Origin of the sequence: Halomicrobium sp. IBSBa (assembly GCF_017612575.1) — an archaeon.
Classification (GTDB): Archaea; Halobacteriota; Halobacteria; order Halobacteriales; family Haloarculaceae; genus Halomicrobium.
In genome coordinates, this window is sequence record NZ_JADPQC010000002.1 from 220004 (window position 1) to 243956 (window position 23953).

Annotated in this window: 20 protein-coding genes; 5 read left to right on the forward strand and 15 right to left on the reverse strand. The window is 65.5% G+C overall.

Annotation, left to right across the window (positions count from 1 at the left end; genetic code table 11):
* Positions 1-8 precede the first annotated feature (8 nt).
* The 12 genes from argC to IL252_RS07835 all read right to left on the reverse strand — a co-directional run bounded on the left by argC (position 9) and on the right by IL252_RS07835 (position 12262).
* Positions 9-1046, reverse strand: coding sequence for an N-acetyl-gamma-glutamyl-phosphate reductase (gene argC, locus IL252_RS07780; protein WP_208627548.1), 1038 nt, complete (start codon positions 1044-1046; stop codon positions 9-11).
* A complete protein-coding gene (gene lysX, locus IL252_RS07785; protein ID WP_208627549.1) occupies positions 1043-1927 on the reverse strand; it encodes a lysine biosynthesis protein LysX in 885 nt (294 codons plus the stop codon). Before lysX ends, argC begins: the two co-directional genes overlap by 4 nt.
* A gap of 33 nt (positions 1928-1960) precedes the next feature.
* Positions 1961-2125 (reverse strand): lysine biosynthesis protein LysW, encoded by a 165-nt coding sequence (gene lysW, locus IL252_RS07790; RefSeq protein WP_015761750.1) that lies wholly within the window; start codon positions 2123-2125, stop codon positions 1961-1963.
* Between the two features lie 259 nt (positions 2126-2384).
* Positions 2385-3890 (reverse strand): argininosuccinate lyase, encoded by a 1506-nt coding sequence (gene argH, locus IL252_RS07795; protein WP_208627550.1) that lies wholly within the window; start codon positions 3888-3890, stop codon positions 2385-2387.
* A gap of 3 nt (positions 3891-3893) precedes the next feature.
* Entirely contained in the window at positions 3894-5168 is a 1275-nt protein-coding gene (locus tag IL252_RS07800; RefSeq protein WP_208627551.1) for an argininosuccinate synthase, read from the reverse strand.
* 365 nt (positions 5169-5533) lie between these two features.
* On the reverse strand, positions 5534-6226 hold the full coding sequence (locus IL252_RS07805; RefSeq protein WP_208627552.1) for a PGF-CTERM sorting domain-containing protein: 693 nt from the start codon (positions 6224-6226) through the stop codon (positions 5534-5536).
* A 3-nt stretch (positions 6227-6229) separates the two neighbouring features.
* The gene (locus IL252_RS07810) at positions 6230-7165 is read right to left on the reverse strand and encodes a hypothetical protein (RefSeq protein WP_208627553.1); all 936 of its coding nucleotides are present in this window, start codon (positions 7163-7165) and stop codon (positions 6230-6232) included.
* A 167-nt stretch (positions 7166-7332) separates the two neighbouring features.
* Complete coding sequence (locus IL252_RS07815; protein WP_208627554.1) at positions 7333-8421, reverse strand: hypothetical protein; 1089 nt, start codon at positions 8419-8421, stop codon at positions 7333-7335.
* Positions 8422-8761: 340 nt separating this feature from the next.
* Positions 8762-9673 carry an ABC transporter ATP-binding protein gene (locus IL252_RS07820; RefSeq protein WP_153554837.1) on the reverse strand — a complete coding sequence of 304 codons (912 nt, stop codon included), beginning with the start codon at positions 9671-9673 and terminating at the stop codon, positions 8762-8764.
* 17 nt (positions 9674-9690) lie between these two features.
* Positions 9691-10650, reverse strand: coding sequence for an ABC transporter permease (locus tag IL252_RS07825; RefSeq protein ID WP_208627555.1), 960 nt, complete (start codon positions 10648-10650; stop codon positions 9691-9693).
* Positions 10650-11507 carry an ABC transporter permease subunit gene (locus IL252_RS07830; RefSeq protein WP_194286911.1) on the reverse strand — a complete coding sequence of 286 codons (858 nt, stop codon included), beginning with the start codon at positions 11505-11507 and terminating at the stop codon, positions 10650-10652. The genes IL252_RS07825 and IL252_RS07830 overlap by 1 nt, the downstream gene beginning before the upstream one ends.
* 122 nt (positions 11508-11629) lie before the next feature.
* On the reverse strand, positions 11630-12262 hold the full coding sequence (locus tag IL252_RS07835; protein ID WP_208627556.1) for a hypothetical protein: 633 nt from the start codon (positions 12260-12262) through the stop codon (positions 11630-11632).
* A gap of 553 nt (positions 12263-12815) precedes the next feature.
* On the opposite strand from IL252_RS07835, the gene IL252_RS07840 reads away from it, so the two are divergent.
* The 4 genes from IL252_RS07840 (at position 12816) to IL252_RS07855 (ending at position 20061) form a co-directional block, all read left to right on the forward strand.
* On the forward strand, positions 12816-13319 hold the full coding sequence (locus tag IL252_RS07840) for a 2'-5' RNA ligase family protein (RefSeq protein WP_208627557.1): 504 nt from the start codon (positions 12816-12818) through the stop codon (positions 13317-13319).
* A gap of 36 nt (positions 13320-13355) precedes the next feature.
* A complete protein-coding gene (locus IL252_RS07845; protein ID WP_153554833.1) occupies positions 13356-13778 on the forward strand; it encodes a PPC domain-containing DNA-binding protein in 423 nt (140 codons plus the stop codon).
* Positions 13779-17897, forward strand: coding sequence for a DNA-directed DNA polymerase II large subunit (locus tag IL252_RS07850; protein WP_208627558.1), 4119 nt, complete (start codon positions 13779-13781; stop codon positions 17895-17897).
* An 847-nt stretch (positions 17898-18744) separates the two neighbouring features.
* On the forward strand, positions 18745-20061 hold the full coding sequence (locus tag IL252_RS07855) for a hemolysin family protein (RefSeq protein WP_208627559.1): 1317 nt from the start codon (positions 18745-18747) through the stop codon (positions 20059-20061).
* Between the two features lie 26 nt (positions 20062-20087).
* On the opposite strand, the gene IL252_RS07860 is transcribed toward IL252_RS07855, so the two are convergent.
* Positions 20088-20504 (reverse strand): hypothetical protein, encoded by a 417-nt coding sequence (locus tag IL252_RS07860; protein ID WP_153554830.1) that lies wholly within the window; start codon positions 20502-20504, stop codon positions 20088-20090.
* 118 nt (positions 20505-20622) lie between these two features.
* Here IL252_RS07860 and IL252_RS07865 point away from each other — a divergent pair, with 118 nt between their 5' ends.
* Positions 20623-21801, forward strand: coding sequence for an aspartate kinase (locus IL252_RS07865; protein WP_153554829.1), 1179 nt, complete (start codon positions 20623-20625; stop codon positions 21799-21801).
* 28 nt (positions 21802-21829) lie between these two features.
* On the opposite strand, the gene IL252_RS07870 is transcribed toward IL252_RS07865, so the two are convergent.
* Positions 21830-22534 carry a metallophosphoesterase gene (locus IL252_RS07870; protein WP_208627560.1) on the reverse strand — a complete coding sequence of 235 codons (705 nt, stop codon included), beginning with the start codon at positions 22532-22534 and terminating at the stop codon, positions 21830-21832.
* Positions 22535-22653: 119 nt separating this feature from the next.
* Entirely contained in the window at positions 22654-23931 is a 1278-nt protein-coding gene (locus IL252_RS07875) for an adenosylhomocysteinase (RefSeq protein WP_208627561.1), read from the reverse strand.
* Positions 23932-23953 lie beyond the last annotated feature (22 nt).

Below are 23953 nucleotides of genomic sequence, written 5' to 3' on the forward strand. Positions count from 1 at the left end.
CTCCGAAATCAGGGTGCGCCGACGGGGTGGAACCCGGTCAGTTCGAGGCCGGCGGTCTCTTCGAGACCCAGCGCGACGTTGGCGGCGTGGACCGCCTGGCCGGCCGACCCTTTCATCATGTTGTCGATCGCCGAGAACACGACGAGTCGCTCGTTCGCGGGGTCGACCTCGAAGCCGACCTCCGCGAAGTTCGTCCCGGCGACGGCCTTGGGCTCCGGGTAGCGGTAGACGCCCCCGCCGCCCGCGGCCATCCGGACGAACGGCTCGTCTTCGTAGGACTCGCGGTAGGCACTCCAGAGGTCGCCCTTCGAGACCGGCCCGTCGGGGAAGACGTGGCAGGTCGCGCTCGCGCCGCGGGTCATCTCCACCGCGTGGACGGTAAAGGACACGTCGACGCCGAGAAACTGCTGGATCTCGGCCTCGTGGCGGTGGCCCGTGGGCGCGTACGGCCGGACGACCCCCGAGCGCTCGGGGTGACTGGAGGCTTCGCCGCCGCCAGCGCCCCCCTCCGAGGAGCCGACCTTCACGTCGACGACGATCTGCTCGTCGCCGCTCAGGATATCGGCCTCGAACAGCGGGAGCAGCCCCATGATCGTCGCCGTGGCGTTACAGCCACCGGAGGCGATCAGATCCGCGCCCGCGAGGTTCTCGCGGTTCAGTTCGGGCAGGGCATACTCCGACTCGGCGAGCAGTTCGGGACGCGCGTGGCCGTCGTACCACTCGTCGTACTGTTCTGCCGAGTCGAGCCGGAAGTCCGCCGAGAGGTCGACGACGGTGTCGGCGGCGTCCTGGAAGGCGTCGATCTGCTCCATCGAGACGCCGTGGGGCGTCGCCGCGAACAGCACGTCGACGGATTCCAGCTCCGATGGGCTGGAAAACCGCAGGTCCTTGTGTCGGAGGTTCGGGTGGGCGTGGCCGACCGTCTTGTTCTCCTTCGAGCGGCTCGTGGCCTGAACGGTTCGAAACTCGGGGTGGCCGTCCAGCAGGCGAAGGAGTTCGCCGCCGGTAAAGCCGGAACCGCCGACGACGCTCGCGGAGTAGGTCATGCGCTCACCTCCTGTTGGGCCTTCGCTTCGAGCCAGTCGACGACCTGTGCGGGCACGTCCACGTCGCTCACTTCGTCGAGCGCCTTGAACTCGACGGTGTGGTTGACCTCGTGAACGGTGTAATCCTCGGGCTCCCCAGTGTCGTCGTCTACTCCGACTTCCATCAGGTCGATCCCGAGCAGACCGCCGCCGACGGCGTCGCTGGCCTGCTCGACGAGTGCCAGCGCGCGGTCGTCGAGTTCGAAGGTGTCGGTCTCCGCGCCTTTTGCGGCGTTCGTGAGCCAGTGGTCCGAGGAGCGGACCATCGCGGCGACGGGCTCGCCGTCGGTCGCCAGCACGCGGATGTCCCGTCCCGGCTTGTCGACGAACTCCTGGACGTAGAACACCTTGTGCTCGTAGTGGCCCAGCGTCTCCTTGTGTTCGAGGATGGCCTCGGCGGCCGAGCGCGAGTCGATCTTGGCCATCAGGCGACCCCACGAGCCCACGACGGGCTTGAGGACACAGGGGTAGCCAAACTCCTCGATAGACTCCATCGCGGCGTCCTTGGTGAAGGCCACGTCCGTGTTCGGCGTCGGCACGTCGGCGTCGACCAGGGCGAGGCTGTTCTTGACCTTGTCCGAACAGATCTCCGCGGTCCCCGGCGTGTTGACCACCGGCACGTCGTAGGCTTCGACGAACTTGGTGGCGTACACGGACCGGCTCGTCGCCAGACACCGATCGACGACGACGTCGACGCCGTCGAAGGCGGCCGGCGGCTCGCTCATGTTGAACCGCTGTTTCCGGACGTCGATCTTTGTGACCTCGTGGTCACGATCGCGCAGCTCCTCCAGCAGGAGCTTCTCGTCCCGACGAATCCGCGAGTAGAGTATTCCTACATTCATTGTTGTATCACCGCGCTCGGCCGCCCGCCGTCGTTACTCGCCCCAGTCTTCTTCGAGCTCGGGGGCCGAGTCGAGCTCGACGGGATCGGCCGAGAGCACTTCGAGCTCGGCACCACAGGTCGCACAGTCGACGATCTCTCCAGCTTCGAGGTTGTCGTGCAGCGAGACTTCCGCCCCGCATTCGACGCATTCTGCCATTGTACCTCTCACTCGCGCCCCATTGCACTTAAACTCTTCGAACCTATCAGAATTAATTTAATAGCTATACTCGACTCTAAAGGCGCGATGATCCGAAAAACCGGGACTGTACTGATATCTGTATCAGTTTTGTGGTAGTATTTCCCCTCGCGGGGATCGTCGGTCGATCGGCCGCCGATCACGCTCCGGGCTCCCCGTCCGTGACCCACGTCGCCACGCCGCGGTGACGACGCCACTCTGACGGCGACGGCCGGTCGTATCAGACATAGCGATCGACCTCCGCGGCCAGCCGTTCGGCGGCCGATTCGACACGTTCCCGACGTGTCGTGAGCGCGTTCCGGTCCGCCGCCAGTGTCTCCTCGACCGCCGACAACTGGGCACTGACGGCTTCGGGTGCAGGGCCACCAGCGGAGTCACGCATCGCGACGCTCTCGGCCGGCTCCAGGGCCGCCTCTACGTCCTCGCGGTCGACGTAGGCCGACAGTGACTCGCCGAGTAGGTCCTGGGCGACCGCGTCGATGGTCTCGTAGTCTGGTGGGTCGCCGCCCTCGACATCGCCTGCCGCCTCGGCCACCAGCTCGTGGGCGGTCCGGAAGGGCAGGCCCGCCATCGCCAGCAGGTCCGCGACGCCGGTCGCCGTCGAGAAGCCGTCGCCGGCCGCGGCTGCCAGCGTCTCGGCGGGCCAGTCGGCGGTCGCGACCGCGCCGGTCGCGACGGCGACGCTCTCGGTGACGCTGTCGACGGCGTCCCAGGCGTGGCGACCCGCGCGCTGGAGGTCGCGGTTGTACGCGCGGGGCTGGCCCTTCAGGTTCGTCAACAGGCCGTTCAGCCCGGCGGTCGCGTCGCCGGTGCGACCGCGCACGAGCTCCAGCGTGTCGGGATTTTTCTTCTGTGGCATGATCGAGGAGGTCGACGAGTAGTCGTCGGCCAGCTCGACGTGGCCCTTGCTCGCCATGACGATCACGTCCTCGGCCAGCCCCGACAGCGTCGTCGCGAGCGCCGCGACCGCGCTCGTCGTCTCTACGAGGAAATCGCGCGTCGCAGAGGCGTCCATCGAGTTTGCCAGCACCGAGTCGAAGCCCAGCAGCGTCGCGGTGCGCTCGCGGTCGACGTCGAAGGGCGTCCCGGCGAACGCGGCCGCCCCGAGCGGGTTCTGGTTGACCCGATCGTAGGCGTCCAGCAGGCGCGCAGTGTCGCGTTGCAGGGCCTGCTCGTAGGAGGCGATCCAGTGGGCGACCGTCGTCGGCTGTGCCGGCTGGAGGTGCGTGTAGCCGGGCATCACCGTCTCGGTGTGATCTCCCGCCACCGCCAGCAGTCGCTCGCGGGCCTCGACGACCGTCTCGATCAGCGCGAGCAGGTCCGCACGCAGGCGATAGCGGATACAGGCCGCCACCTCGTCGTTGCGCGAGCGAGCGGTGTGCATCTTCCCGCCCTCGGCTCCCACGCGGTCGATGACCGCCGACTCGATGGCTTCGTGGACGTCTTCGCCCTCGGGAAGCGCTCCGTGGCCGGCCGCCTCCACGTCCGCGAGCGCCGACAGGATCTCGCCGACAGTGTCGTCGTCGACGATGTCCTGCTCTGCGAGCATCACGACGTGGGCGCGGTCGACCGCCAGATCCGCCCCGAAGATGCGCTCGTCGTCGTCGAGCGAGGAGAGGAACGAGCGGGCGGGGCCACCCGAGAAGCGGTCCCGACGGACGACGCTCTCGTCGGGGGCGTCGGCGTCGCCAGCGCTCTCGTTCGTGGGGTCCTCGCCGTCGCTCATCGTCTATTCCTCGCTCTCGCCGTTCGCGCCGTCTGTGGCTTCACTGCCACCGTCGGCGACGGCTTCGCCCTTCTTCGCGTCGGCGAGGATCTTGTTGGCCAGGCGCGACTGGAAGCCGTGGTACTTCGCGACGCCGGTCGCGTCCGCTTGGGTGATGCCGCCGGTCACGTCCTCCTCGTCGAACGACGCCGCGGACTCGCTGTAGACGGCGTACTTCGACTCGCGCGAGACCGGGCGGCAGTGGCCCCCTTCTAGCTTGACGGTGACGGTGCCGGTGACGCGCTCGTTCGTGTCGTCGACGAACGCTTCGAGCGCGCTCACGAGCGGGGCGTCGACGAGCCCCTCGTAGGCCTTCTGGGACCACTCCTGATCGACCTGGGCCTTGAACGAACGCTCTTCCTGCGTGAGGACCAGCCCTTCGAGGGCCTCGTGGGCGGTCAGCAGCACCGTCGCGGCGGGGTGCTCGTAGTTCTCGCGGACCTTCAGCCCGAGCATGCGGTCTTCCATCATGTCGGTGCGACCGATCCCGTGGGCTCCGGCCTGGGCATTGAGCTGTTCGATCAGCTCGACCTTCCCGAGATCGTCGCCGTCGACGGCGACGGCCTCGCCCTCCTCGAACGTGATCTCGACCAGTTCGGCGTCCTTGCCCGAGGGGTTCTCGGTCCACTTGTAGATGTCGTCCTCCGGGATCGTGCTGGGGTCTTCGAGCTCGGAGCCCTCGATCGAGCGGCTCCAGAGGTTCGTGTCGATGGAGTAGCGGCCGCCGTCGCCGCCCTCGACTGGCAGGCCCTTCTCCTGGGCGTACTCGTTCTCCCACTCGCGGGTCAGCCCGAGTTCGCGGACGGGTGCGATCACGTCCAGTTCGGAGTCGCGCCAGACGGACTCGAAGCGAAGCTGGTCGTTGCCCTTGCCCGTACAGCCGTGTGCGACGGCCGAACAGCCCTCCTCTTGGGCGACTTCGAGGATGGCCTTGGCGATGACCGGGCGCGCGAGCGCGGTCCCGAGCGGGTACCCCTGGTAGTCGGCGTTGGCCTTGACGGCTTTCAGACAGAGGTCCGCGAAGTCCTCTTTCGCGTCGACGACGTACTGTTCGACGCCAAGGGCCTCGGCGGTCTCTTCGGCCTCCTCGAACTCGTAGTCGGGCTGGCCCACGTCGACGGTGACGCCGACGACCTCGTCGTAGCCGTACTCCTCTTTCAGCAGCGATACGCAGACTGTCGTGTCGAGCCCGCCCGAGAAGGCGAGTGCGACGGTTCCGGATGCGGTTTCTGGTGTCATGGGTTTCGTGTCTGGGTGGTATCTGTCGACGGTCGTCGTCTGCGTCGCCCGCGTCCATCACACGAGCGTGCGAACGGCGAGACGACGAGGCGACCAACAGACGGTGGTCGCTGGTCGATGGTCGAACGAACCGGAAATCAGAGATGTGAGTATTGTGGGCCTAGAAACGGCCCCGTCGTCGCCGAAGCGCACGCCGGTCTGGCTGCTCGTCGGAGCGGGTCCGACGGCGACCAGCGGTGAAAAGAGTGCCAGACCCGTTGCTGGGAGAGCGGCGTCCGCCAGCACTCTCGGTCTGACTCATGTACTCGCCACTATCCGGGGTTCGGTACTAATAGTTTCCGAGTCACACGCGGTGTGTGATTATTTCACGTCCCCGAGCGTCGTCGTAAGGCGAGGAGGCTCGTGGCCGCCAGTGCCGCGACCGCGCCGCCGACGCCGAAGCCGGGGCCGTCGGCGTCCGTCGCCGCGTCGGTGTCGGCGGAGGGTTCCGCCGTCGCGACGACCTCGAAGTCGTCGAGTGCCGTCCCGCCGGCCCACTCCAGTCGTCCGTCACCGTTCTCTGCGGGCGAGGGCGTGACCGCCGTCGCCTCGTAGCCGTCTGGGAGGACGACGACGAACGCACGGTCGGGCTCGAAGCCACTGGCGAACGGCTCGTCGAGGACCAGTCCGTCCTCGGTCGTCGCTGCCAGCCCGTTCCACTGGACCGACACCTCGACGACCCCGGTCCGGTCTTCTCGCGTGAGTTCGACCGCCGCCGATTCGATTTCCATCTGTCGCCCGGTCTGGTTCTCGCTCGCGTTCGCGACGCGCTCGAACCGATCGTGAACGCGGTCCTCCAACGCGGCGGTCGCCGTCTCGTTGCGCTGTAGCTCCGCGAAAGCCGCCTGCTCGGCGTCGTCGCTCAGGTCGTAGGTGTACGTGATCGTCACCGCCGCGTCGCCGCGGTCGTCGAGTTCGACGACGAACGTCGGCTGCTGGGCGGCCGCCGCGGGTCCGGCGCTCCCGACCAACAGGAGCGTGGCGACGACGCCGACCGCCGCGATTCGGTTCGCGTCCATCGGCTATCGGCCCTGACCGCCGTCCGAGCGCTCGTCGTCTCCCGGCCGTTCGCCGTCGCTCTCGGTCGCGTCCTCTGACTGCTCGTCGGTGGCAGTTTGCTCTCCGTCGGCCGACTGCTCGCCGATGTTCGCCGATCCCGCGTCGGTCTGCTGCTCGCTACCGCGGTCCGCTCCGTCGGCGGTCGTCTCGTTTTCTCCTCCTCGGGGGCCGCGCTCTCCCGCGCGGTCGCCGTCGGGGCGGTCCCCGCGTTCGGTTGCGTTGCGTGCGTCGCCACCGCGCTCTCCTGCGCGCTCGGGACCGAAGCTGTCACTCGCGTTGGCACCGGCGATCGAGCGGGCGATCGCGGCCACTTCCGGCCCGCTCAGCTGGTCGGCACGGTCGCGCAGCGTCTGAATCGCGGTCGCGTTGACGCCGTTGGCTTCGAGGGTCTCGGTGGGGAGCGACTGTGCGGTCTCGTTGCTCTGGTTCGCGAGCCGCTCGGCCGTGCGAGTCTCGGCGGCCAGTCGCGCTATCCGGGCGCGGTACTGGCCCTCGCTCATCGAGCCGTTCTCACGGGCCGCCTCCAGCGTCTCTCGGCGCTGTTCGAGTTCGTCGAGTCGCTGCTCGACGTCGGCCACTTGCTGCCCGACGACGGCGGCCTTCGAGTCGTTGCTCTCGGACTGGGCGACGCGGATGCCGTACGCACGCGTCTCGACTTCGCCGTCGATCTCGGCACCCTGTACGCCCACGACGCCAGCGAGTTGCTCGCCGGGAGCTGTCGCGTTGGCGTCGGTCGCGTTCGTGTCGGTCGCGTTCGTCTCGGTCGTGTTCGTCTCGGTCGTGTTCGTCTCGGTCGTGTTCGTCTCGGTCGTCTGGGCAGCCAGTCCGGCCATCGGGACGGCCGCGAGGCTCCCGACGACCAGCACGACTGCGACCAGTACGGTGGTGGTGTCTCGCATCTGTACGCCATCCTTGTGCCGGCAACCCTATATAAAGGAGCGGCCGTAACCCCGAATTGCCGACGATCAAGCCGAATTAAGCGCGATCGAAACCGCACGACTGCGGCGCCCCGATCCTGTATCGACCGTCTCCCCCGCTCGAAACGTCGATGGGTTTATATACTAGTCTACGACTCGTCGTCCTCACCCACGTCACTCGCCAGGTCGACGCCGGGGAGCGTGACGACGTTCTCTCGGCCGATTCGGAACGTCTCCAGTTCGTCTTCCTCACGCAGGTCGCCGATCACCTGACTGGTCTTTGCGGCGGTCCAGTCGAGTCGCTCGGCGATGGCCCGCTGTTTCAGCCGGCCACCGCTGTCGTCGAGCAACTGGAGCACCCGCTCCTCGTTGCTCAGCAGTTCCGGCGGCGGCGACGGGTCATCGCCAGCGTCCTCGGCAGTCGCTTCGCCAGTGGCTCCGTCGGGCGTCTCCGATCCGTCGTCGGCCGCCGCTCCACCGGCGATACCGTACCGGCGATTGGCCCACAGCAGCGCGACGACGCCGCCGGCCGCGAGCAGTGTCGCGACCACGAGCAGCCAGGCGTCGCCTCCCCCGTCGCCCGCGCCGGTCGTCGTCTCGCCGGCTGTGGTGGATTCGCTCACGACGAGCCGCGGCTCGTCACTCTCGAAGTCGAGGCGGCCGTCCCAGGCGACCATCTGCTCGTCGCTGCGGGTCGGCGACGGATCGACGCTCGTGCGCTCGTAGCCGGCGGGCCAGTCGATCCGCAGCGTGCTCTCCTCGTCGAGATACAGCCCCGACAGCGCGTCGCCCGCCCGGAGTTGGTCGCCCTCGACGGCGGCGAAGTTCGTCCACTCGAACCGGTAGGTGACCACGCCGTACTCCTGGGGCAGCGCCTCGGTCTCGGTCGCCACCGTGAGGTTCCGCAGCGCCATCTCTCGGCCGGTCGCGTTCTCGGCGGTCGCGATCGTCCGGTTCATGCGGTCGCCGAAGTCGGCCGTGTACGCGGTCGGATCGGCGCTCACGTCCGCTTGCAGGCTCTCGAAGGCGGCCGTCGTGTTATCGTCGTCCAGCCGCGTCCGGTAGTGGACGGCCCACGACGCGTCGCCGTCTGCCCGCAACTCGACCTGTAGCACGACGGTGTCTGGATCGACCTGTTCCTGTGCCAGTCCGCCGAGCTGTCCGCCCGCGACCGGGACGACCAGCAGGGCGACGACGAGAGCCAGCACGGTGGCGCGCCTCCGGCGAGCTGTCGACATCTCACTCGGTGTTGGCCGCCTCGCGGTATATGGCTTTAGGCCGAATATATAGACTTTTCAACGCGGCTGGGTGACCCCCGTTCGAGTCACGGCCAACGAAATCTGCCGGCGGTTCGCGGGGACTCGTGGTTGGGTTGGGTCCTTATTTATTATATGTTTGTTTGTATATTATGAGCCTGTCATACAATAGTTCTTAACAAATACTATTCATAGTTTAGAGGTTGAATAAAATATCGAATGGCGAAATCACGGACTTAAGAGCGGATTTAGGGCTGTATAATCGTCAAGTAGAGGCCGTGAGTCGTATTCTATGACACGCTGACAGGGTCAAACCCGCACCTTAGTCGACATACGCCGTGAAGACCTCTTCCAGAGACGGTCGGTCCGTTTCGAACTCAGTTACTTCAATCCCCGCCTCGGTCAATGCGACGACGATGTCCGACCGAACACTCGTGTTCGTACAGTCGACGACGATGGTCGATCCGTCTATGGACGTATTATTGACTCCGTCGAGTCGTCGAACCGACTCCGGAACACGCGTCGGTGGCGTCTCTGGAACGATAGTCAACGTCGGACCACTATCGACGGACGCCCGAAATTCCTCGATTGACACCTCTGCAACCGTGCGTCCGTCAGTAACGATACCGACCCGATCACAAATTGCATTGACGTGTGCGAGCTGATGCGAGGAGAAGAACACGGTTGTTCCGTTCTCATTTTCCGCTTCGATGATCTCTTTCACTCGCGCTGCACCATCGGGGTCGAGTCCCGCTATCGGCTCGTCCAGAACTAGCAACTTGGGACTGCCGACGAGCGCCATCGCAAGTCCGAGTCGCTTCGTCATCCCACGCGAGTATTCGCCCGCTTTCTGATCAGCAGAGTCGGAGAGTCCGACCCGTTCGAGATAGGCCCCAGGATCGTGTTCGTCGCGAAGCCGACACGCGAGGGTGAGATGTTCGCGTCCAGTCAGTCCTGGATACGGTGTGAATCCTTCTGGCAGTATGCCGGTTCGCGCCTTGACGGCCACCTCGTCGTTTCTAGGATTGAGACCGAAAACCCGGACGCGTCCAGCCGATGGCCTCAAAAAGTTGATAAGAAGGCCGATAGTCGTCGTCTTCCCGGCACCGTTCGGCCCGAGGAATCCGTATACCTCCTCAGATTCGACACGCAAGTCGAGGCCGTCGAGAGCGGTGACGTCGCCGAAGGTTCTAGTCACGTTCGTCAATTCGATCGGTACGCGTTCTGTGGTCATAGTGGGTGTCATATCCCTCAGTGAAGTTCGAGGTTCGCAATTCGACTGTGGGTATACAGTAATGGAGTGACGATCCAGATGAGCAATACCCCAACTGCCACCGGCCAGGTGAAGGCGACGGGTGGATTCGCCGTGACCTCGCTGGTGGAGAGAAACGCGGTCGAAAACCCGTCGATATCACCGGCTGCGATCTGGTGGAGCTTCGGTACCATGTCGTCGTACGGCGCGGCGACGAGCGTGAGATAAGCTTGTTGTGGATCGAGCACGAACCCCCCGGGAGAGAGACCGACGACGTCGAGAAGGCGGCCGTGCCAGTTGAAGACTGTGACCAGAACGAAGACGACGACAGCCGTCGCAACATGTCGATCGGTGCTGAACGAGGCCGACAGCGCGATGCCGATGCTCGTCCAGACGACACCGTACACGAGCGTGACCGTAGCGAAGATGAGGAACCGCCACACAGATGCGGTCTCGAAGTGTGTCACTATCCCGATCCAACCGACGCCCAATGCTACGACGAGGCCAAGCACGAACACTCCCGCCCGTCCCAAACACATTCCAGCGAGCATCTCGCCGCGAGGGCAGGGGAACGCCAGCAGTGTCTGGAGCTGTCCGTCTGTCCGTGGATTCACGATGGTCGGGTAGCCGATCAACAGTCCTACGACCGGGATCAGGAAGACGAGCGAATTGACGTGCCAGGCAGTACTAACGAAGCCGTAGACGGCGTAGGAGCCATCCAGGGTTTCCGGTTTATTCAGAATCATAAAATACGTTGCTCGTCCCCCGTCCGTCCCGTCTATCGGGTTGACGTTCCCGGCGACCCGCCAGGTCGAGAACACGACGAACGCGAGCGCGACGAGTATCGACTTCGATGTCAGGAGACGCCGCCCTTCCAGCCGGGTTATCGCACCGATTGTCCGCAGTGATCTCGTCGCTCCCGTAGTGGCGTCGCACTCACCGACAATTCCGGAAGTCATCAACCGATCACCTCGTTCCGGACGCACAGGTAACCGAGCGTGATCGGACAGCAGACCCATCCGGCGAGGACGGCGACGGCGACGAATGGAGAGAGAAGTTGTGGGGAATACAACTGTATCAGTGGCGAGTACGCGGCCTCAACCTGAGTGGTGAGTAACTGTGCATAGGACTGGAACGGATGGAGGATGATGAACACTGACCTACGTGCAAGCAGAAACGGAATACCGTACACCATGGCGAAACCTCCACCGATGATGCCGAGAATCCCTTGCTTCCTCGTTGAGGCAAGGGCGGAGAGGCCGATCCCCGGTGCGATGAGTGCCAGTCCTAGGCTGATCGTGAGAAATCCCGTACCGAACTGGCGAATTAGGGAACCACTCGCACCGAACGCCATCATAGTCAGTATGCCGATCGCCGTTCCGGTCGCCAGCACGATCGCGAAGGCAGCCAAGTGGGCGACGACTGTCGCGAGGTAGATTTCGCCTCTCGTCAGGGGAAGCGACCCGAGACACGTAAGGTTACCACGTCCGCTGCCACCATGGATCGACCCATAGCCACATAAAAATGCTAAAAATGGGAGGAACAGGGTGGACAAATCAAAGATGCGAAGCCAGAACCGACTGACTGCGCTGTGGTTTGCCTCAAGTGCGAGTAATGGTACCCGTACGACCGATGACGTGTCGGCGCCTACAGATACCATCGCGCCGGCAACGAACATTGCGATGACACCAGCGACGAGTAGCCAGTTCCGAACGGACCGACACAGTAACTGGGACTTCAGAATCAGAAGAGTCCAAAACCGTCGTCGAAACGGAACAGCGGTGGAGGGAATCCCCTTCTTACTCTCGGAGGACATCATCATCGAATGAATTCCCAATACACATGTGTTTTTTGATGTCATATGTAGTGAATAAGGAAGGAAGTTTCCCCTCTTCGAACCTGGGAAATAGAGGGGTCCTAAAGGTTCTTTCTGCTAGCTTAGAAGAACTTGACCCCTGTGTCTTTTTTCAGGAAGAATCGGATTGCCTCGTTGATGGTTCCGTAGTGGTCTATCGTCGCGTTTATGTTCAGTGAGTTTCCTTCCCACCAGACGTTTGCTTCGTGGTCCGCATTCGTTTTGGCGATAAGCGGGAAGTCCGTGTTATAGAACTCTGCCGAGTGGTTCAGTTCATTGCTGCTCTTTCCGTAACTGTAGTCTTCGGTGTACCAGTGCGTGTTGAATGACTCCGGAACGTCACAGTCTGTTACTGGTGGAAGTTCACGACAGGGGAATCGGTCCCCGAACTGATCACCATCGCAGGCTGCACCATCCACGTTCTGAGTGATGATTGGATGATCATCAAACTTGTAGTTACCACTTTCTGGAGTGTAATTGAGGACAGAGTTGGACCGTGCCAATGATCCACATTCACTAGAGTTCGTCTCGGCCCAGGCCGCAGCTTCCCAATTGTCTCCCCAGTCAGGCTCGGGTAAGTCTTGGGCACTGATGTCTCCACTAGTCGTTCTCTGGCCCATACTCGCATCGAAATTTTCGACGTCTTTTTCGGACACCGAGAAATCGTCTTCTCCAAGCCGAGACACGGACTCGTCCTCGCTGTCGGTGTTAGTCATGCTCCCGGCCTGTTTCGGATCGAGTGATATAGAGTACCATGTACCGTGGCCCCCGCCCTGGGATTGCGCTTCAACTGACGGTGCCTCTTGGCTTATGTGGATGTTCGTCCGCGACTTGATTACACTCCCATCTTGTACGAATTTGATGGTAGCGGACTCGAGACCAGAACGATTACTAGTATCCAACTCGATTGTCTTCCGCGTCATCTCGCTACCGTTATGATCTCGCTGCCGACCTTGCTGTGCCGCACCGGCAGTCGTTCCGAAGACGGTCAATGCAGACGTCGCGCTCAGCTTTTGGAGAACTGATCTACGATCGATATTGGAAACGCCGTTGTTATCTTCTGACATCAACGTAAAGGGTGTCTGGTATCAATGTGAATCTAGACCACGTCGAACGACAGTCGCCGTCTGATGGACCAGTGCTGTCGTTACATAAGAATTGTATGCGAACACACAACGGGGACGATTGGGTAAATAAATCGCTTTCGAACAGCGTGTACGATCGGTCGAAATCGGGTCGCTTTTCGCCGTCGCCGCCGTCGGTCCGGACGTGTTCAGCCTGAACGTCCCCGTTCCGGGCGAGGTCGCGCGGCTGGCGAGCGACCTGGCTCGCGAGTGGCCCAGCGCGAGCCCGCGCCCCCGCGGCGAGCACTCGATGGTCGCAAAGCGGCTCGCGACCGACGACCACCCCGCCAGCGTCGTCGAGGCTCGCGCCCGGGAGGTCCTCGCCGACCAGCCCGCCGTCGCGGTCCGCATCACTGGCGTGGACTGGTTCGCCGAGCCGACCTCGGGGACGGCCCCGGTCGTCTACCTCGCCGTCGAGAGTCCGGGGTTGCACGACCTCCACCGCACTCTCTGTGAGGCGTTCCACACCGTCCCGCGGGTCGAGGGCGAGGAGTACACGCCACACGTCACCGTCGCGCGTGGCGGCGACCGGGCCAGCGGGCGTCGGCTGCTCGACCGCGACATCGAGCCCATCGAGTGGGTCGTCGACGAACTGGCCTTCTACGACGCGGCCCACGCGGTGGAGTCCGGCCGGGTTTCCCTCGGGTAACAACCCTTTTGCCCTGCCCTGCCCTCTCACTCCAGTATGGATTACCGCGAAGTCGAGACCACCCGAGAGTACGTCTGTCGGCTCGAAACCGGGCGTGACTGGCGCGCCCAGATCGAGGACTTCGCCGACGAGCAGGGGATCGACGCGGCCTTCTTCCAGGGGCTCGGTGCCGTCGAGGACGCCGAGATCTACTTCTACGACCAGGACCGCCGGGAGTACGACGCCGTGACCTTCCCGGAACCGCTGGAGGTGGCGGCCTGCGTCGGCAACGTCTCGCTGCTCGACGGGGAGCCGTTCGCCCACACCCACGCCGTCCTCTCGCGACCCGACGGGTCGGCGCTTGCGGGCCACCTCAACAGCGCGACCGTCTTCGCCGGAGAACTCCACGTTCGCGCCTTCGACGCCGAGCTCGTGCGCGAGCACGACGAGACGACGGAGCTGGACCTCTGGGGGCTGTAGATGCGCGAGGTCGACGAACGCTACTTCGACCGCCTGGAATCCCAGCTCGACGACGCCTTCGAGGTGGCCCAGGCGGCCAAGCGACGCGGCGGCGATCCCGTCCCCGAGGTCGAGATCCCGACGGCCCGCGACATGGCCGACCGCGTCGAGAACATCCTCGGGATCGACGGCGTCGCCGAGCGGGTGCGCGAACTCGAAGGCGAGATGAGCAGAGAGGAGGCCGCACTGGAGCTGGTCTCTGACTTCGTGGATGGCGAGGTCGGGGACTACGACTCCAAGGCCGGCAAGGTCGAGGGTGCCGTTCGAACGGCCGTCGCCCTGCTGACCGAGGGGGTCGTCGCCGCACCGATCGAGGGTATCGACCGCGTCGAGATCCTCGAAAACGACGACGGCACCGAGTTCGTCAACGTCTACTACGCCGGCCCGATCCGCTCGGCCGGCGGGACCGCACAGGCACTCTCGGTCCTCGTGGCCGACTACGCCCGCGCGCTGCTGGGCATCGAGGAGTACAACGCGCGCGACGAGGAGATCAACCGCTACGCCGAGGAGATCGAACTCTACGACAAGGAGACGGGCCTCCAGTACTCGCCAAAGGAGAAAGAGTCGAAGTTCATCGCCGAGCACATGCCGATCATGCTGGACGGTGAGGCGACCGGCGACGAGGAGGTCTCTGGCTTTCGGGACCTCGAACGGGTCGACACCAACTCCGCCCGCGGTGGGATGTGTCTCGTCGCCGCGGAGGGCATCGCGCTGAAGGCCCCGAAGATCCAGCGCTACACCCGCAACCTGGACGAGGTCAACTGGCCGTGGCTACAGGACCTCATCGACGGAACGATCGGCAAAGACGGCGGCGAGGACGGCGAGGACGAGGAGGCCGACGACGGGGACGACGAGAGCGACGGCGAGGACGAGGAGAGCGACGGGAACGACGACGGCCCGCCGCGTGCCGATCCCAGTACGAAGTTCCTCCGTGACCTCATCGCCGGCCGACCCGTCTTCTCACACCCGAGCGAACCCGGCGGCTTTCGCCTCCGCTACGGCCGGGCGCGCAACCACGGCAACGCGACTGCCGGCGTCCACCCCGCGACGATGCACCTGGTCGACGACTTCCTCGCGACCGGCACCCAGATCAAGACCGAACGGCCCGGCAAGGCCGCTGGCGTGGTCCCGGTCGACACCATCGAGGGGCCGACGGTCAAGCTCGCCAACGGGGACGTGCGCCGGATCGACGACCCGGCCGACGCCATCGAGGTCCGCAACGGCGTCGAGAAGGTGCTGGATCTGGGCGAGTACCTCGTCAACTACGGCGAGTTCGTCGAGAACAACCACCCGCTCGTGCCGGCCTCCTACACCGTCGAGTGGTGGCGACAGGAGTTCGACGACGCCGGTGGCGACCTCCAGGCCCTGCAAGACGACGTTCACGTCGACCTGGCCGATCCGACCGCCGAGGAGGCGCTGCGGTGGGCCGAGGCGTACGACGCTCCCCTGCACCCGAAGTACACCTACTGCTGGCACGACGTGACCGTCGACGCCGTCGGCGCGCTGGCGGCCGCCGTCGAAGACGCCGAGAGGGCCGAGACGGACGGCGCAGTCGCGCCAACGCCGTCGCCCGACCGAGGCACCGACGGCGACCTCGTCCTCCCGAACCGCGAGCCCGTCGCCCAGACGCTCGAACACCTGCTGGTCGAGCACACCCAGCGCGAGGACACCATCGTCGTCCCCGACTGGGAGCCACTGGTCCGGACGCTTGGCTTCGACGCCGCTCTCGAACGCGAGTGGTCGCTCGACGACCTCTCGGAGCACGCCCGCACGTACGCGGACGGCGACAACGCCATCGAGGCGATCAACGAGATCGCCCCCTTCCGGCTCCGCGAGCGCGCCCCGACCCGGATCGGCAACCGGATGGGTCGCCCCGAGAAATCAGAGGAGCGAGAGCTGTCACCGGCCGTCCACACGCTGTTCCCCATCGACGAGGCCGGCGGCGCTCAGCGCTCGGTCGCCGACGCCACCAAACACGCCGAGGAGATGAACGACCAGCAGGGCCTCGTCGAGGTCGAGGTCGGTCGCCGCCGCTGTCGGGACTGTGGCACCGAGAGCTTCCGGGGCCGCTGTCCGGACTGCAACGGCGTCACCGACGCCGTCTACGTCTGTCCCGACTGCGACTCCGAGGTCGAGCCCGACGAGTCGGGCCGAGCCGAGTGTGTCCACTGCGAGACGATGGCCTACCCCACCCAGTACGAGGCCATCGACCTCGGCGAGGAGTTCCGCGACGCGCTCGCTGCCGTCGGCGAACGCGAGACGGCCTTCGACATCGTCAAAGGCGTCGAGGGGCTGACCTCCAAGGAGAAGATCCCCGAACCGATGGAAAAGGGGATTCTCCGGGCGAAACACGACGTGTCGGCGTTCAAAGACGGCACCGTCCGCTACGACATGACGGACCTGCCGGTCACCGCGGTCCGGGCGTCGGAACTCGACGTGAGCGTCGACCAGCTCCGCGGGCTGGGCTACGAGGAAGACATCCACGGCGATCCGCTGCGCCACGAGGACCAGCTCGTCGAGCTCAGAGTCCAGGACGTGGTGCTCTCGGATGGCGCGGCCGAGCACATGCTCAAGACCGCCGCGTTCGTCGACGACCTCTTAGAGCAGTACTACGGGCTCGACAGGTTCTACGAACTCGACGACCGCGAGGAGCTCGTCGGCGAACTCGTCTTCGGGATGGCACCCCACACAAGCGCCGCGACGGTCGGGCGCGTCGTCGGCTTCACCTCCGCGGCGGTCGGGTACGCGCATCCGTACTTCCACGCCGCCAAGCGGCGCAACTGCTTTCACCCCGACTCGCGGCTCTGGTACGAGGACGAGACCGGCGACTGGCAGTACGGCCCCATCGCCGACCTCGTCGAGAAGCGACTCGACGACCCGCGCGAGGACGACTTCGGGACGCTGGTCGAGGAACTGGACGGCGACGTCACGGTGCCCTCGGTCGACGCCGACGGTCGCCCGTGTCGCAAGCCAGTCGAGGCGGTCTCGAAACACCACGCTCCCGATCACATGGTCCGCATCGAGGTCGGCGACCGCTCGCTGCGGGTGACTCCCGACCACACGATGCTGCGACGGAGCGGTGACGGGATCGAAGACACACCGGCCAGCGAACTCTCGGCCGGCGACGAACTCCCGGCCTACGACGGTGGCGAGACGACCGTGATGACGGCGAGCGATAGCCCACAGCCCTCGGCGGGAGCCGACGACGGCGTTCCGTTCGACGAAGTGGCGTCGGTCGAGTACGTCGAGAGCGACACGAACCACGTCTACTGTCTCACCGTCGCCGACACCCACACGGTCGCCCTCGACGGCATCTACTCTGGCCAGTGCGACGGCGACGAGGACTGCGTGATGTTGCTGATGGACGGCCTGCTCAACTTCTCGAAGACGTTCCTGCCGAACCAGCGCGGCGGCCGGATGGACGCACCGCTCGTGATGTCCTCCCGGATCGACCCCAGCGAGATCGACGACGAGGCCCACAACATCGACATCATGCGGGAGTACCCACGCGAGTTCTACGAGGCCACCCGCGAGATGGCCGACCCCAGCGAGGTCGAGGAGATCATGACCATCGCCGAGGAGACGCTGGGCACCGACCACGAGTACACCGGCTTCGACCACACCCACGACACCTCCGACATCGCGCTCGGCCCGGACCTGTCGGCGTACAAGACCCTGGGGTCGATGACCGACAAGATGGACGCCCAGCTCGACATCTCGCGGACGCTGCGGGCCGTCGACGAGACGGACGTGGCAGAGCGGATCATCGAGTACCACTTCCTGCCGGACCTGATCGGCAACCTCCGGGCCTTCTCCCGCCAGGAAGTCCGCTGTCTCGACTGCGGCGAGAAGTACCGCCGGATGCCCCTCACCGGCGACTGCCGGGAGTGTGGCGGCCGCGTCAACCTCACGGTCCACGAGGGGTCGGTCAACAAGTACATCGACACGGCGACGATGGTCGCCGAGGAGTTCGACTGCCGGGAGTACACCAAACAACGCCTCGAAATCCTCGACAAGTCGATCAAGCGCGTGTTCGAGAACGACAAGAACAAACAGTCAGGTATTGCCGACTTCATGTGAGACCACCTTTTTACGCAGCGGGTGCGCCGGAGGCGCACCGCTTGCGTAAAAACGTGGGCGAAAAAGGCTGCCCCTCGCTACGCTCGGGGCAGGGAATCGCGCGACCTGCCGGGTCCTTCGGACCGCTCGGTCGCGCGAATGCTCACTTCTGGCCGATACAGTCCACAACGTAACGAACTGCAGTGGCGCGCACTGTCGCGCCCTCGTGGCGCGACGACACTGTGCGAGGGATGAGCGAGGGAGCGTAGCGACCGAGTGAATCGGCTGGGGTGGGGTGTGGCAGCGGTGCCGTGCAGTGCAGGCGATACACGGATCACCAGCATCTGCGCGAGCGAAGCGAGCGCAGTTCACCGACGGCGAGACCGATGGTCGAGCCGTCGGCCTTTTTCACCGACGTTTTTCGAGGTGCGGTTCCCGCAACGAGCGCAGCGAGTGAGGAAACCCGACGCAGAAAAAGGTCGATACGCACACCGACCGAATAGCTGTTTCACGCGATAATTAGCCGAAAGAACAGCGATTCAACAGCGCAGCTCTCGTCGGTCTCGTCACCTCCTCCTCGACTCTCACTCCGCTTTCGAGAACACCAGCACGTAGCTGTGGTCGGAGCCGAAGGTGCCGGCGGGGCCGTCGGTCGTGTGGCTGCGGTCCTCGCCGGGGGTCGGTGGACCGGCGCACGAGCCGGTCGGCCAGCGCCGGGGGCATCCGGCCGTCCGAGTCGATGGCCGCCGGAAGCTCACGGTCGTGCTCGTCGGTGAACCGCCAGACTGTCTCCGTGGGACGGGGCGCGGAGTGAACTTCCTGTCTCGACCCCACCGTTTAACCCCGAGACGCTGGAAGGACTGGCCACATGACCGACATCGCACTCTCGCTGGGGGGTATCGCGCTCGCGCTCTTTCTGGTCCTGCTGAACGGCTTCTTCGTCGCCTCGGAGTTCGCCTTCGTCCGGATCAGGGCGACCTCCGTCGAACAGCTCGTCGAAGAGGGGGCCGCCGGTGCCGGCGTGCTGGACGACGTGATGGACCACCTCGACGACTACCTCGCGACGACGCAACTGGGGATTACGGTCGCCTCGCTGGGACTGGGGTGGGTCGGTGAGCCCGCCATCGCCGACCTGCTGGAGCCGGTGCTGGCTCCGATTCTGCCACCGAGCCTGCTCCACGCCGTCGCCTTCGCCGTCGGGTTCACCGTCATCACCTTCCTCCACGTGGTCTTTGGCGAACTCGCACCGAAGACGCTGGCCATCGCGGACGCGGAGAAGATCTCGCTGCTGGTCGCCGCGCCGATGAAGTTCTTCTTCTATCTCTTCTATCCGGGCATCGTCGTGTTCAACGGGACGGCGAACTACTTCACGCAGCTGATCGGCGTCGAACCGGCCTCCGAGAGCGAGGAGACGCTCGAAGAGGAGGAGATCCTGCGGGTGTTGAACCGGTCGGGGCAGGCCGGCCACGTCGACGCGAGCGAAGTCGAGATGATCCAGCGCGTCTTCGAGTTCGACGACCGGTCCGTTCGCGAGGTGATGGTCCCGCGGCCGGACGTGATCAGCGTCCCCGCCGCCATGCCGGTCGCCGAACTCCGGTCGGTCGTCCTCGACGCGGGTCACACGCGCTACCCCGTCGTGGACGAGGACGACGATGTCGTCGGCTTCGTCGACGCCAAGGACGTGTTGCGGGTCATCGAGACCGGCGACGAGTCCTCGGCGACGGCGGGCGACATCGCACGGGACCTCCCGCTCGTCCCCGAGTCGACCCGGATCGACGAGCTCCTCGGGGAGTTCCAGGACCAGCAGCGCCAGATGGCCGTCGTCATCGACGAGTGGGGCGCGTTCGAGGGCATCGCGACGGTCGAAGACGTACTGGAAACGCTCGTCGGGGACATTCGGGACAACTTCGACACCGACGAGCGCGAACTCTCGATCGAGCACCGCGACGACGGCTCCTACCGCGTCGGCGGCTCGGTCCCCCTCTCGGCAGTCAACCAGGAGCTGGACAGCGACTTCCAGAGCGACGCCTTCGAGACGATCGGCGGGCTCGTGCTGGACCGCCTCGGTCGCGCACCGGAGGCCGACGACGAGATCGAGGCCGACGGCTACCGGATCTCCGTCCTGCGTGTCGACGGGGCACGGATCGCTGCGGTCGAGCTGTGGCCGTCCCAGTCGGCCGAGTAGCGCCCCACGTTCGGCCAGACGGACCCCTACTGGTGGGCGCGACCGGCGTCGAGTCGGTACCGAGTCGTCTGCTGGCCCTCGAACTGGGGGCCGGCCCCCTCGTTCTCGAAGCCGGCGTCTTCGATGGCGGTGCGTGCCGCGTCCTCGTCGGCTGGGAGGAGGACCTCGACGCCCATCTCCTCGCGCCGGGCGAAGCTGACCGGCTCTTCGATCAGTCGCGCACACGCGCTCTCGCTTCCGCCGATCTGTGTCACGTGAACGGTGCTGTCCCGGGCGTCGAAGCTGACGAACCCGGCGACTGTCGTCTCCTCGTCCCCGTCGGCCGGTGTCTCCGCGACCCGTACCGTCCGGTCGTGGACGAGGTTCCGCATCACGTCCGGCGGGCTCCCCGATAGTTCGGCCATGCGCTCGGCGTCGGCCTCGACGGCGTCCCGGATCTCCATACCGGAGTGTCGGCGCGAACGCAAATAAACGGTGTGCCGCGCCAGATGAACACAGTTATCCCCGACCATGGGCTACGGGTCGGGTAATGAGTCACGTACGCACGATCAGGGTGGTAGCATGCGCGTAGTCGCCAAGTTCGGTGGGACGAGCCTTGGCAACGGCGAGCGGATCAACCGGGCCGCAGACTCGATCGCGTCGGCCATCGAGAACGGTCACGAGGTCGCCGTCGTCGCCAGTGCGATGGGGAACACGACCGACGAACTCCTCGAAGAGATCGAGTACGACGCCGAGCCCGAGGACCGCGCACAGATCGTCAGCATGGGCGAGCGCACCTCCGTCCGGATGCTCAAGGGCGCGCTCGCGGCCCGCGGCGTCGACGCGATGTTCCTCGAACCGGGGAGCGAGCACTGGCCGATCATCACCGACGAGTACGGCGAGGTCGATGTCGAGGAGACGACCAAGCGGGCTCACGCGCTGGCCGGCCAGCTGGAGGACGTGGTGCCGGTCGTCACGGGCTTTCTCGCACAGGATCTCGCGGGCAACGTCACCACGCTGGGGCGGGGCGGCTCGGACACCTCCGCGGTGATGCTGGGCAAGTACATGGACGCCGACGAGGTCGTCATCGTCACCGACGTGGAAGGCGTCATGACGGGCGACCCCCGCGTCGTCGAAGGGGCGCGCAACGTCGGCGAGATCTCCGTCGACGAACTGCGCTCGCTCTCCTTTCGCGGGGCCGAAGTCGTCGCGCCCTCGGCGCTGTCGTACAAGGACCGCGACCTGGGCGTCCGGGTCGTCCACTACCAGCACGGCGACCTGCTGACCGGTGGCACCTCGATCGAAGGCGAGTTCCAGAACCTCATCGACCTCCAGGAAGAGCGCCTCTGCTGTGTCACCGTCGCCGGCCGCGCGATCCGAAACAGTCCGGGCATCCTCGGCGAGCTCTCGACGGCGCTGGGCGACGAGGGGATCAACATCGACGGCGTCTCCTCCGGGATGGACTCGATCACCTTCTACGTCGACACCGAGCACGCCGACGACGCGGAGGCACTCCTGCACGATCACGTCGTCGACGACGACACCCTCTCCAGTGTCACCGTCGAGGACGACATCGCCGTCGTCCGGGTCACGGGCGGTGAGTTGCCCAACCAGCCGGGCATCGTCAAGCGCGTCATCGACCCGCTCTCGGACGCCCACATCAACCTCTACGACGTGATCACCTCGGCCACCTCGGTGTCCGTGTTCGTCCCGTGGTCGGACCGTGAACAGGCCCTCTCGCTCGTTCAGGACGTGTTCTGACGCCGTCTGTTGTCTCTGGACCTTCGACTTATCGCCCCTGTGTCAGCCGGAACCCGATCTGTCGCGGGAGCCCGGCGTCCTCGACTGCCTGGATGACCGCATCCGTGTCGTAGTCGACGCGTCGCTCCTCGACGGTCCCCTCGGCCACGTCGAGGACGGCGTAGGCCGCCGTCGGGTCGTCGTCCCGTGGCTGGCCGACGCTCCCGGGGTTCAGGACGATCCCCTCGTCGTACCGTTCGTGGTGTTGCACGTGGGTGTGGCCCATGATTAGCGCGTCCTCGTCTCCCAGCAGGTCCGGTCCGAACTCTCCTGGCCGGGTGTAGTGGTCGGGGTCGTCCGGGTGGCCGTGGACGATCTTCACTCGCCCGTCGAGCACGTGGCGCTCCGTCGGCAAGTCGTCGAGCCACGCCAGCTGGTCGTCGGTCAGCTGGTCGCGGGCGTGGTCGACGGCGGCCGCCGCCATGTGGTTGAAGTGTGGGGCGTGGTCCGTCGCGACGGCCCGGTCGTGGTTGCCCTGCACCGTCGGGACCGTTCCGTCGAGCAACGCGGCGTCGCTGTCCGCGATCGGCCCGCTCTCTGGCGCTGCGATCGCGTCGACACACGCCGCGTGCCACGGATTGTACCCCACCACGTCCCCGGCACACACCAGTCCGTCGACGCCGGGCATGTCCGCGAGGACGGCCCGTAACGCGACCTCGTTTCCGTGAACGTCTGACAGAACGCCGAGCTTCATTGCCACTCTCTACGACGGTCAGAACTTAGTTCCCACTGACTTGTTTCACGAGCTGGACGTGCGGAACCCTCGTTTGCCTGTCACTCGCCGGGGTCATCCAGACTGTGCGCGAGACCGGCCTACGTCCCGTGCTGCCAGGAGTCCATGTACTCGGCCTGGCTCTCGGTCAGCGAGTCGAACTCGACGCCTTCCGCGTCGAGTTTGATCTCCGCGACCTCCTTGTCCAGTTCGTCGGGCACGTCGTGGACGCCGGCCGCGTACTCTTCGCCGCGCTCGACGAGTTCTCGGACACAGACGGCCTGGATGCCGAACGACTGGTCCATCACTTCGACGGGGTGGCCCAGCGCGATCGGGGTCGCGAGGTTGACGAGCCGCCCCTCTGCGAGGACGTTCAGTCGGCGACCGTCGGCCATCTCGTAGGCCCGGACGCCGTCGCGGGCCTCGTACGTGTCGACGGCAAGCTCCGAGAGCGCGTCGAGGTCGACTTCCACGTCGAAGTGGCCGGCGTTGGCCAGCAGGACGCCGTCCTGCATCGCTTCGAAGTGTTCTTCGACGATCACGTCGCGGTTGCCCGTCGTCGTGATGAACACGTCGCCCGCTTCGGCGGCGTCGGCCATCGGCATCACGTCGTAGCCTTCCATGTGGGCCTCCAGCGCGCGGCGGGGCTCGACTTCCGTGACGATCACGTCCGCGTTCTGGCCGCTTGCCTTCTTCGCGACGCCTTTCCCGCAGTTCCCGTAGCCGGCGACGACGACGGTCTTGCCGGCCCACGAGAGGTTCGTCGTCATGGCGATCGAGGCCAGCGAGGACTCGCCGGTGCCGTGGACGTTGTCGAACAGCCGCTTCATCGGCGTGTCGTTGACTGCGAAGACGGGGTACTCCAGCGCGCCGTCGTCGTCCATGGCCCGCAGACGGTGGACGCCGGTCGTCGTCTCCTCTGCGCCGCCGACGATCGTGTCGATCAGCTCCGGATAGTCCTCGTGGATCGCCGCCACGAGGTCCATCCCGTCGTCGACGGTGATCGTCGGTTCGTGGTCGATGACGGCCTCGATGGCGGCGTAGTACTCCTCGTCGTCGACACCGCGCTCGGCGTAGCAGGTGACACCGTCGACGGCGTCCAGCGCGGCGGAGACGTCGTCGTGGGTCGACAGCGGGTTACAGCCGGTCATCGCGACCTCGGCCCCACCGGCGGCCAGCACTTCGGCCAGGACGGCGGTCTTGGCTTCGACGTGCATCGCCATGCCGATGCGCTCGCCCGCGAAGGGCTGGTCGGCCTCGAAGGACTCCCGGAGCGACGCCATGATCGGCATGTGCTGGACGGCCCAGTCCATCTTGCGGCGGCCCTCCTCGCGGGCCGTGGCCGGGTCGTCGAGTCGCGCGGTAATAGGATCAGTCATACCCCAGATAAAGAGCAGGCCG

Coding starts and splice junctions, on each gene's coding strand:
- argC (WP_208627548.1), bottom strand. CDS start 1,046: ATGACCTACTCCGCGAGCGTCGTCGGCGGTTCCGGCTTTACCGGCGGC.
- lysX (WP_208627549.1), bottom strand. CDS start 1,927: ATGAATGTAGGAATACTCTACTCGCGGATTCGTCGGGACGAGAAGCTC.
- lysW (WP_015761750.1), bottom strand. CDS start 2,125: ATGGCAGAATGCGTCGAATGCGGGGCGGAAGTCTCGCTGCACGACAAC.
- argH (WP_208627550.1), bottom strand. CDS start 3,890: ATGAGCGACGGCGAGGACCCCACGAACGAGAGCGCTGGCGACGCCGAC.
- IL252_RS07800 (WP_208627551.1), bottom strand. CDS start 5,168: ATGACACCAGAAACCGCATCCGGAACCGTCGCACTCGCCTTCTCGGGC.
- IL252_RS07805 (WP_208627552.1), bottom strand. CDS start 6,226: ATGGACGCGAACCGAATCGCGGCGGTCGGCGTCGTCGCCACGCTCCTG.
- IL252_RS07810 (WP_208627553.1), bottom strand. CDS start 7,165: ATGCGAGACACCACCACCGTACTGGTCGCAGTCGTGCTGGTCGTCGGG.
- IL252_RS07815 (WP_208627554.1), bottom strand. CDS start 8,421: ATGTCGACAGCTCGCCGGAGGCGCGCCACCGTGCTGGCTCTCGTCGTC.
- IL252_RS07820 (WP_153554837.1), bottom strand. CDS start 9,673: ATGACCACAGAACGCGTACCGATCGAATTGACGAACGTGACTAGAACC.
- IL252_RS07825 (WP_208627555.1), bottom strand. CDS start 10,650: ATGACTTCCGGAATTGTCGGTGAGTGCGACGCCACTACGGGAGCGACG.
- IL252_RS07830 (WP_194286911.1), bottom strand. CDS start 11,507: ATGTCCTCCGAGAGTAAGAAGGGGATTCCCTCCACCGCTGTTCCGTTT.
- IL252_RS07835 (WP_208627556.1), bottom strand. CDS start 12,262: ATGACTAACACCGACAGCGAGGACGAGTCCGTGTCTCGGCTTGGAGAA.
- IL252_RS07845 (WP_153554833.1), top strand. CDS start 13,356: ATGGATTACCGCGAAGTCGAGACCACCCGAGAGTACGTCTGTCGGCTC.
- IL252_RS07850 (WP_208627558.1), top strand. CDS start 13,779: ATGCGCGAGGTCGACGAACGCTACTTCGACCGCCTGGAATCCCAGCTC.
- IL252_RS07855 (WP_208627559.1), top strand. CDS start 18,745: ATGACCGACATCGCACTCTCGCTGGGGGGTATCGCGCTCGCGCTCTTT.
- IL252_RS07860 (WP_153554830.1), bottom strand. CDS start 20,504: ATGGAGATCCGGGACGCCGTCGAGGCCGACGCCGAGCGCATGGCCGAA.
- IL252_RS07865 (WP_153554829.1), top strand. CDS start 20,623: ATGCGCGTAGTCGCCAAGTTCGGTGGGACGAGCCTTGGCAACGGCGAG.
- IL252_RS07870 (WP_208627560.1), bottom strand. CDS start 22,534: ATGAAGCTCGGCGTTCTGTCAGACGTTCACGGAAACGAGGTCGCGTTA.
- IL252_RS07875 (WP_208627561.1), bottom strand. CDS start 23,931: ATGACTGATCCTATTACCGCGCGACTCGACGACCCGGCCACGGCCCGC.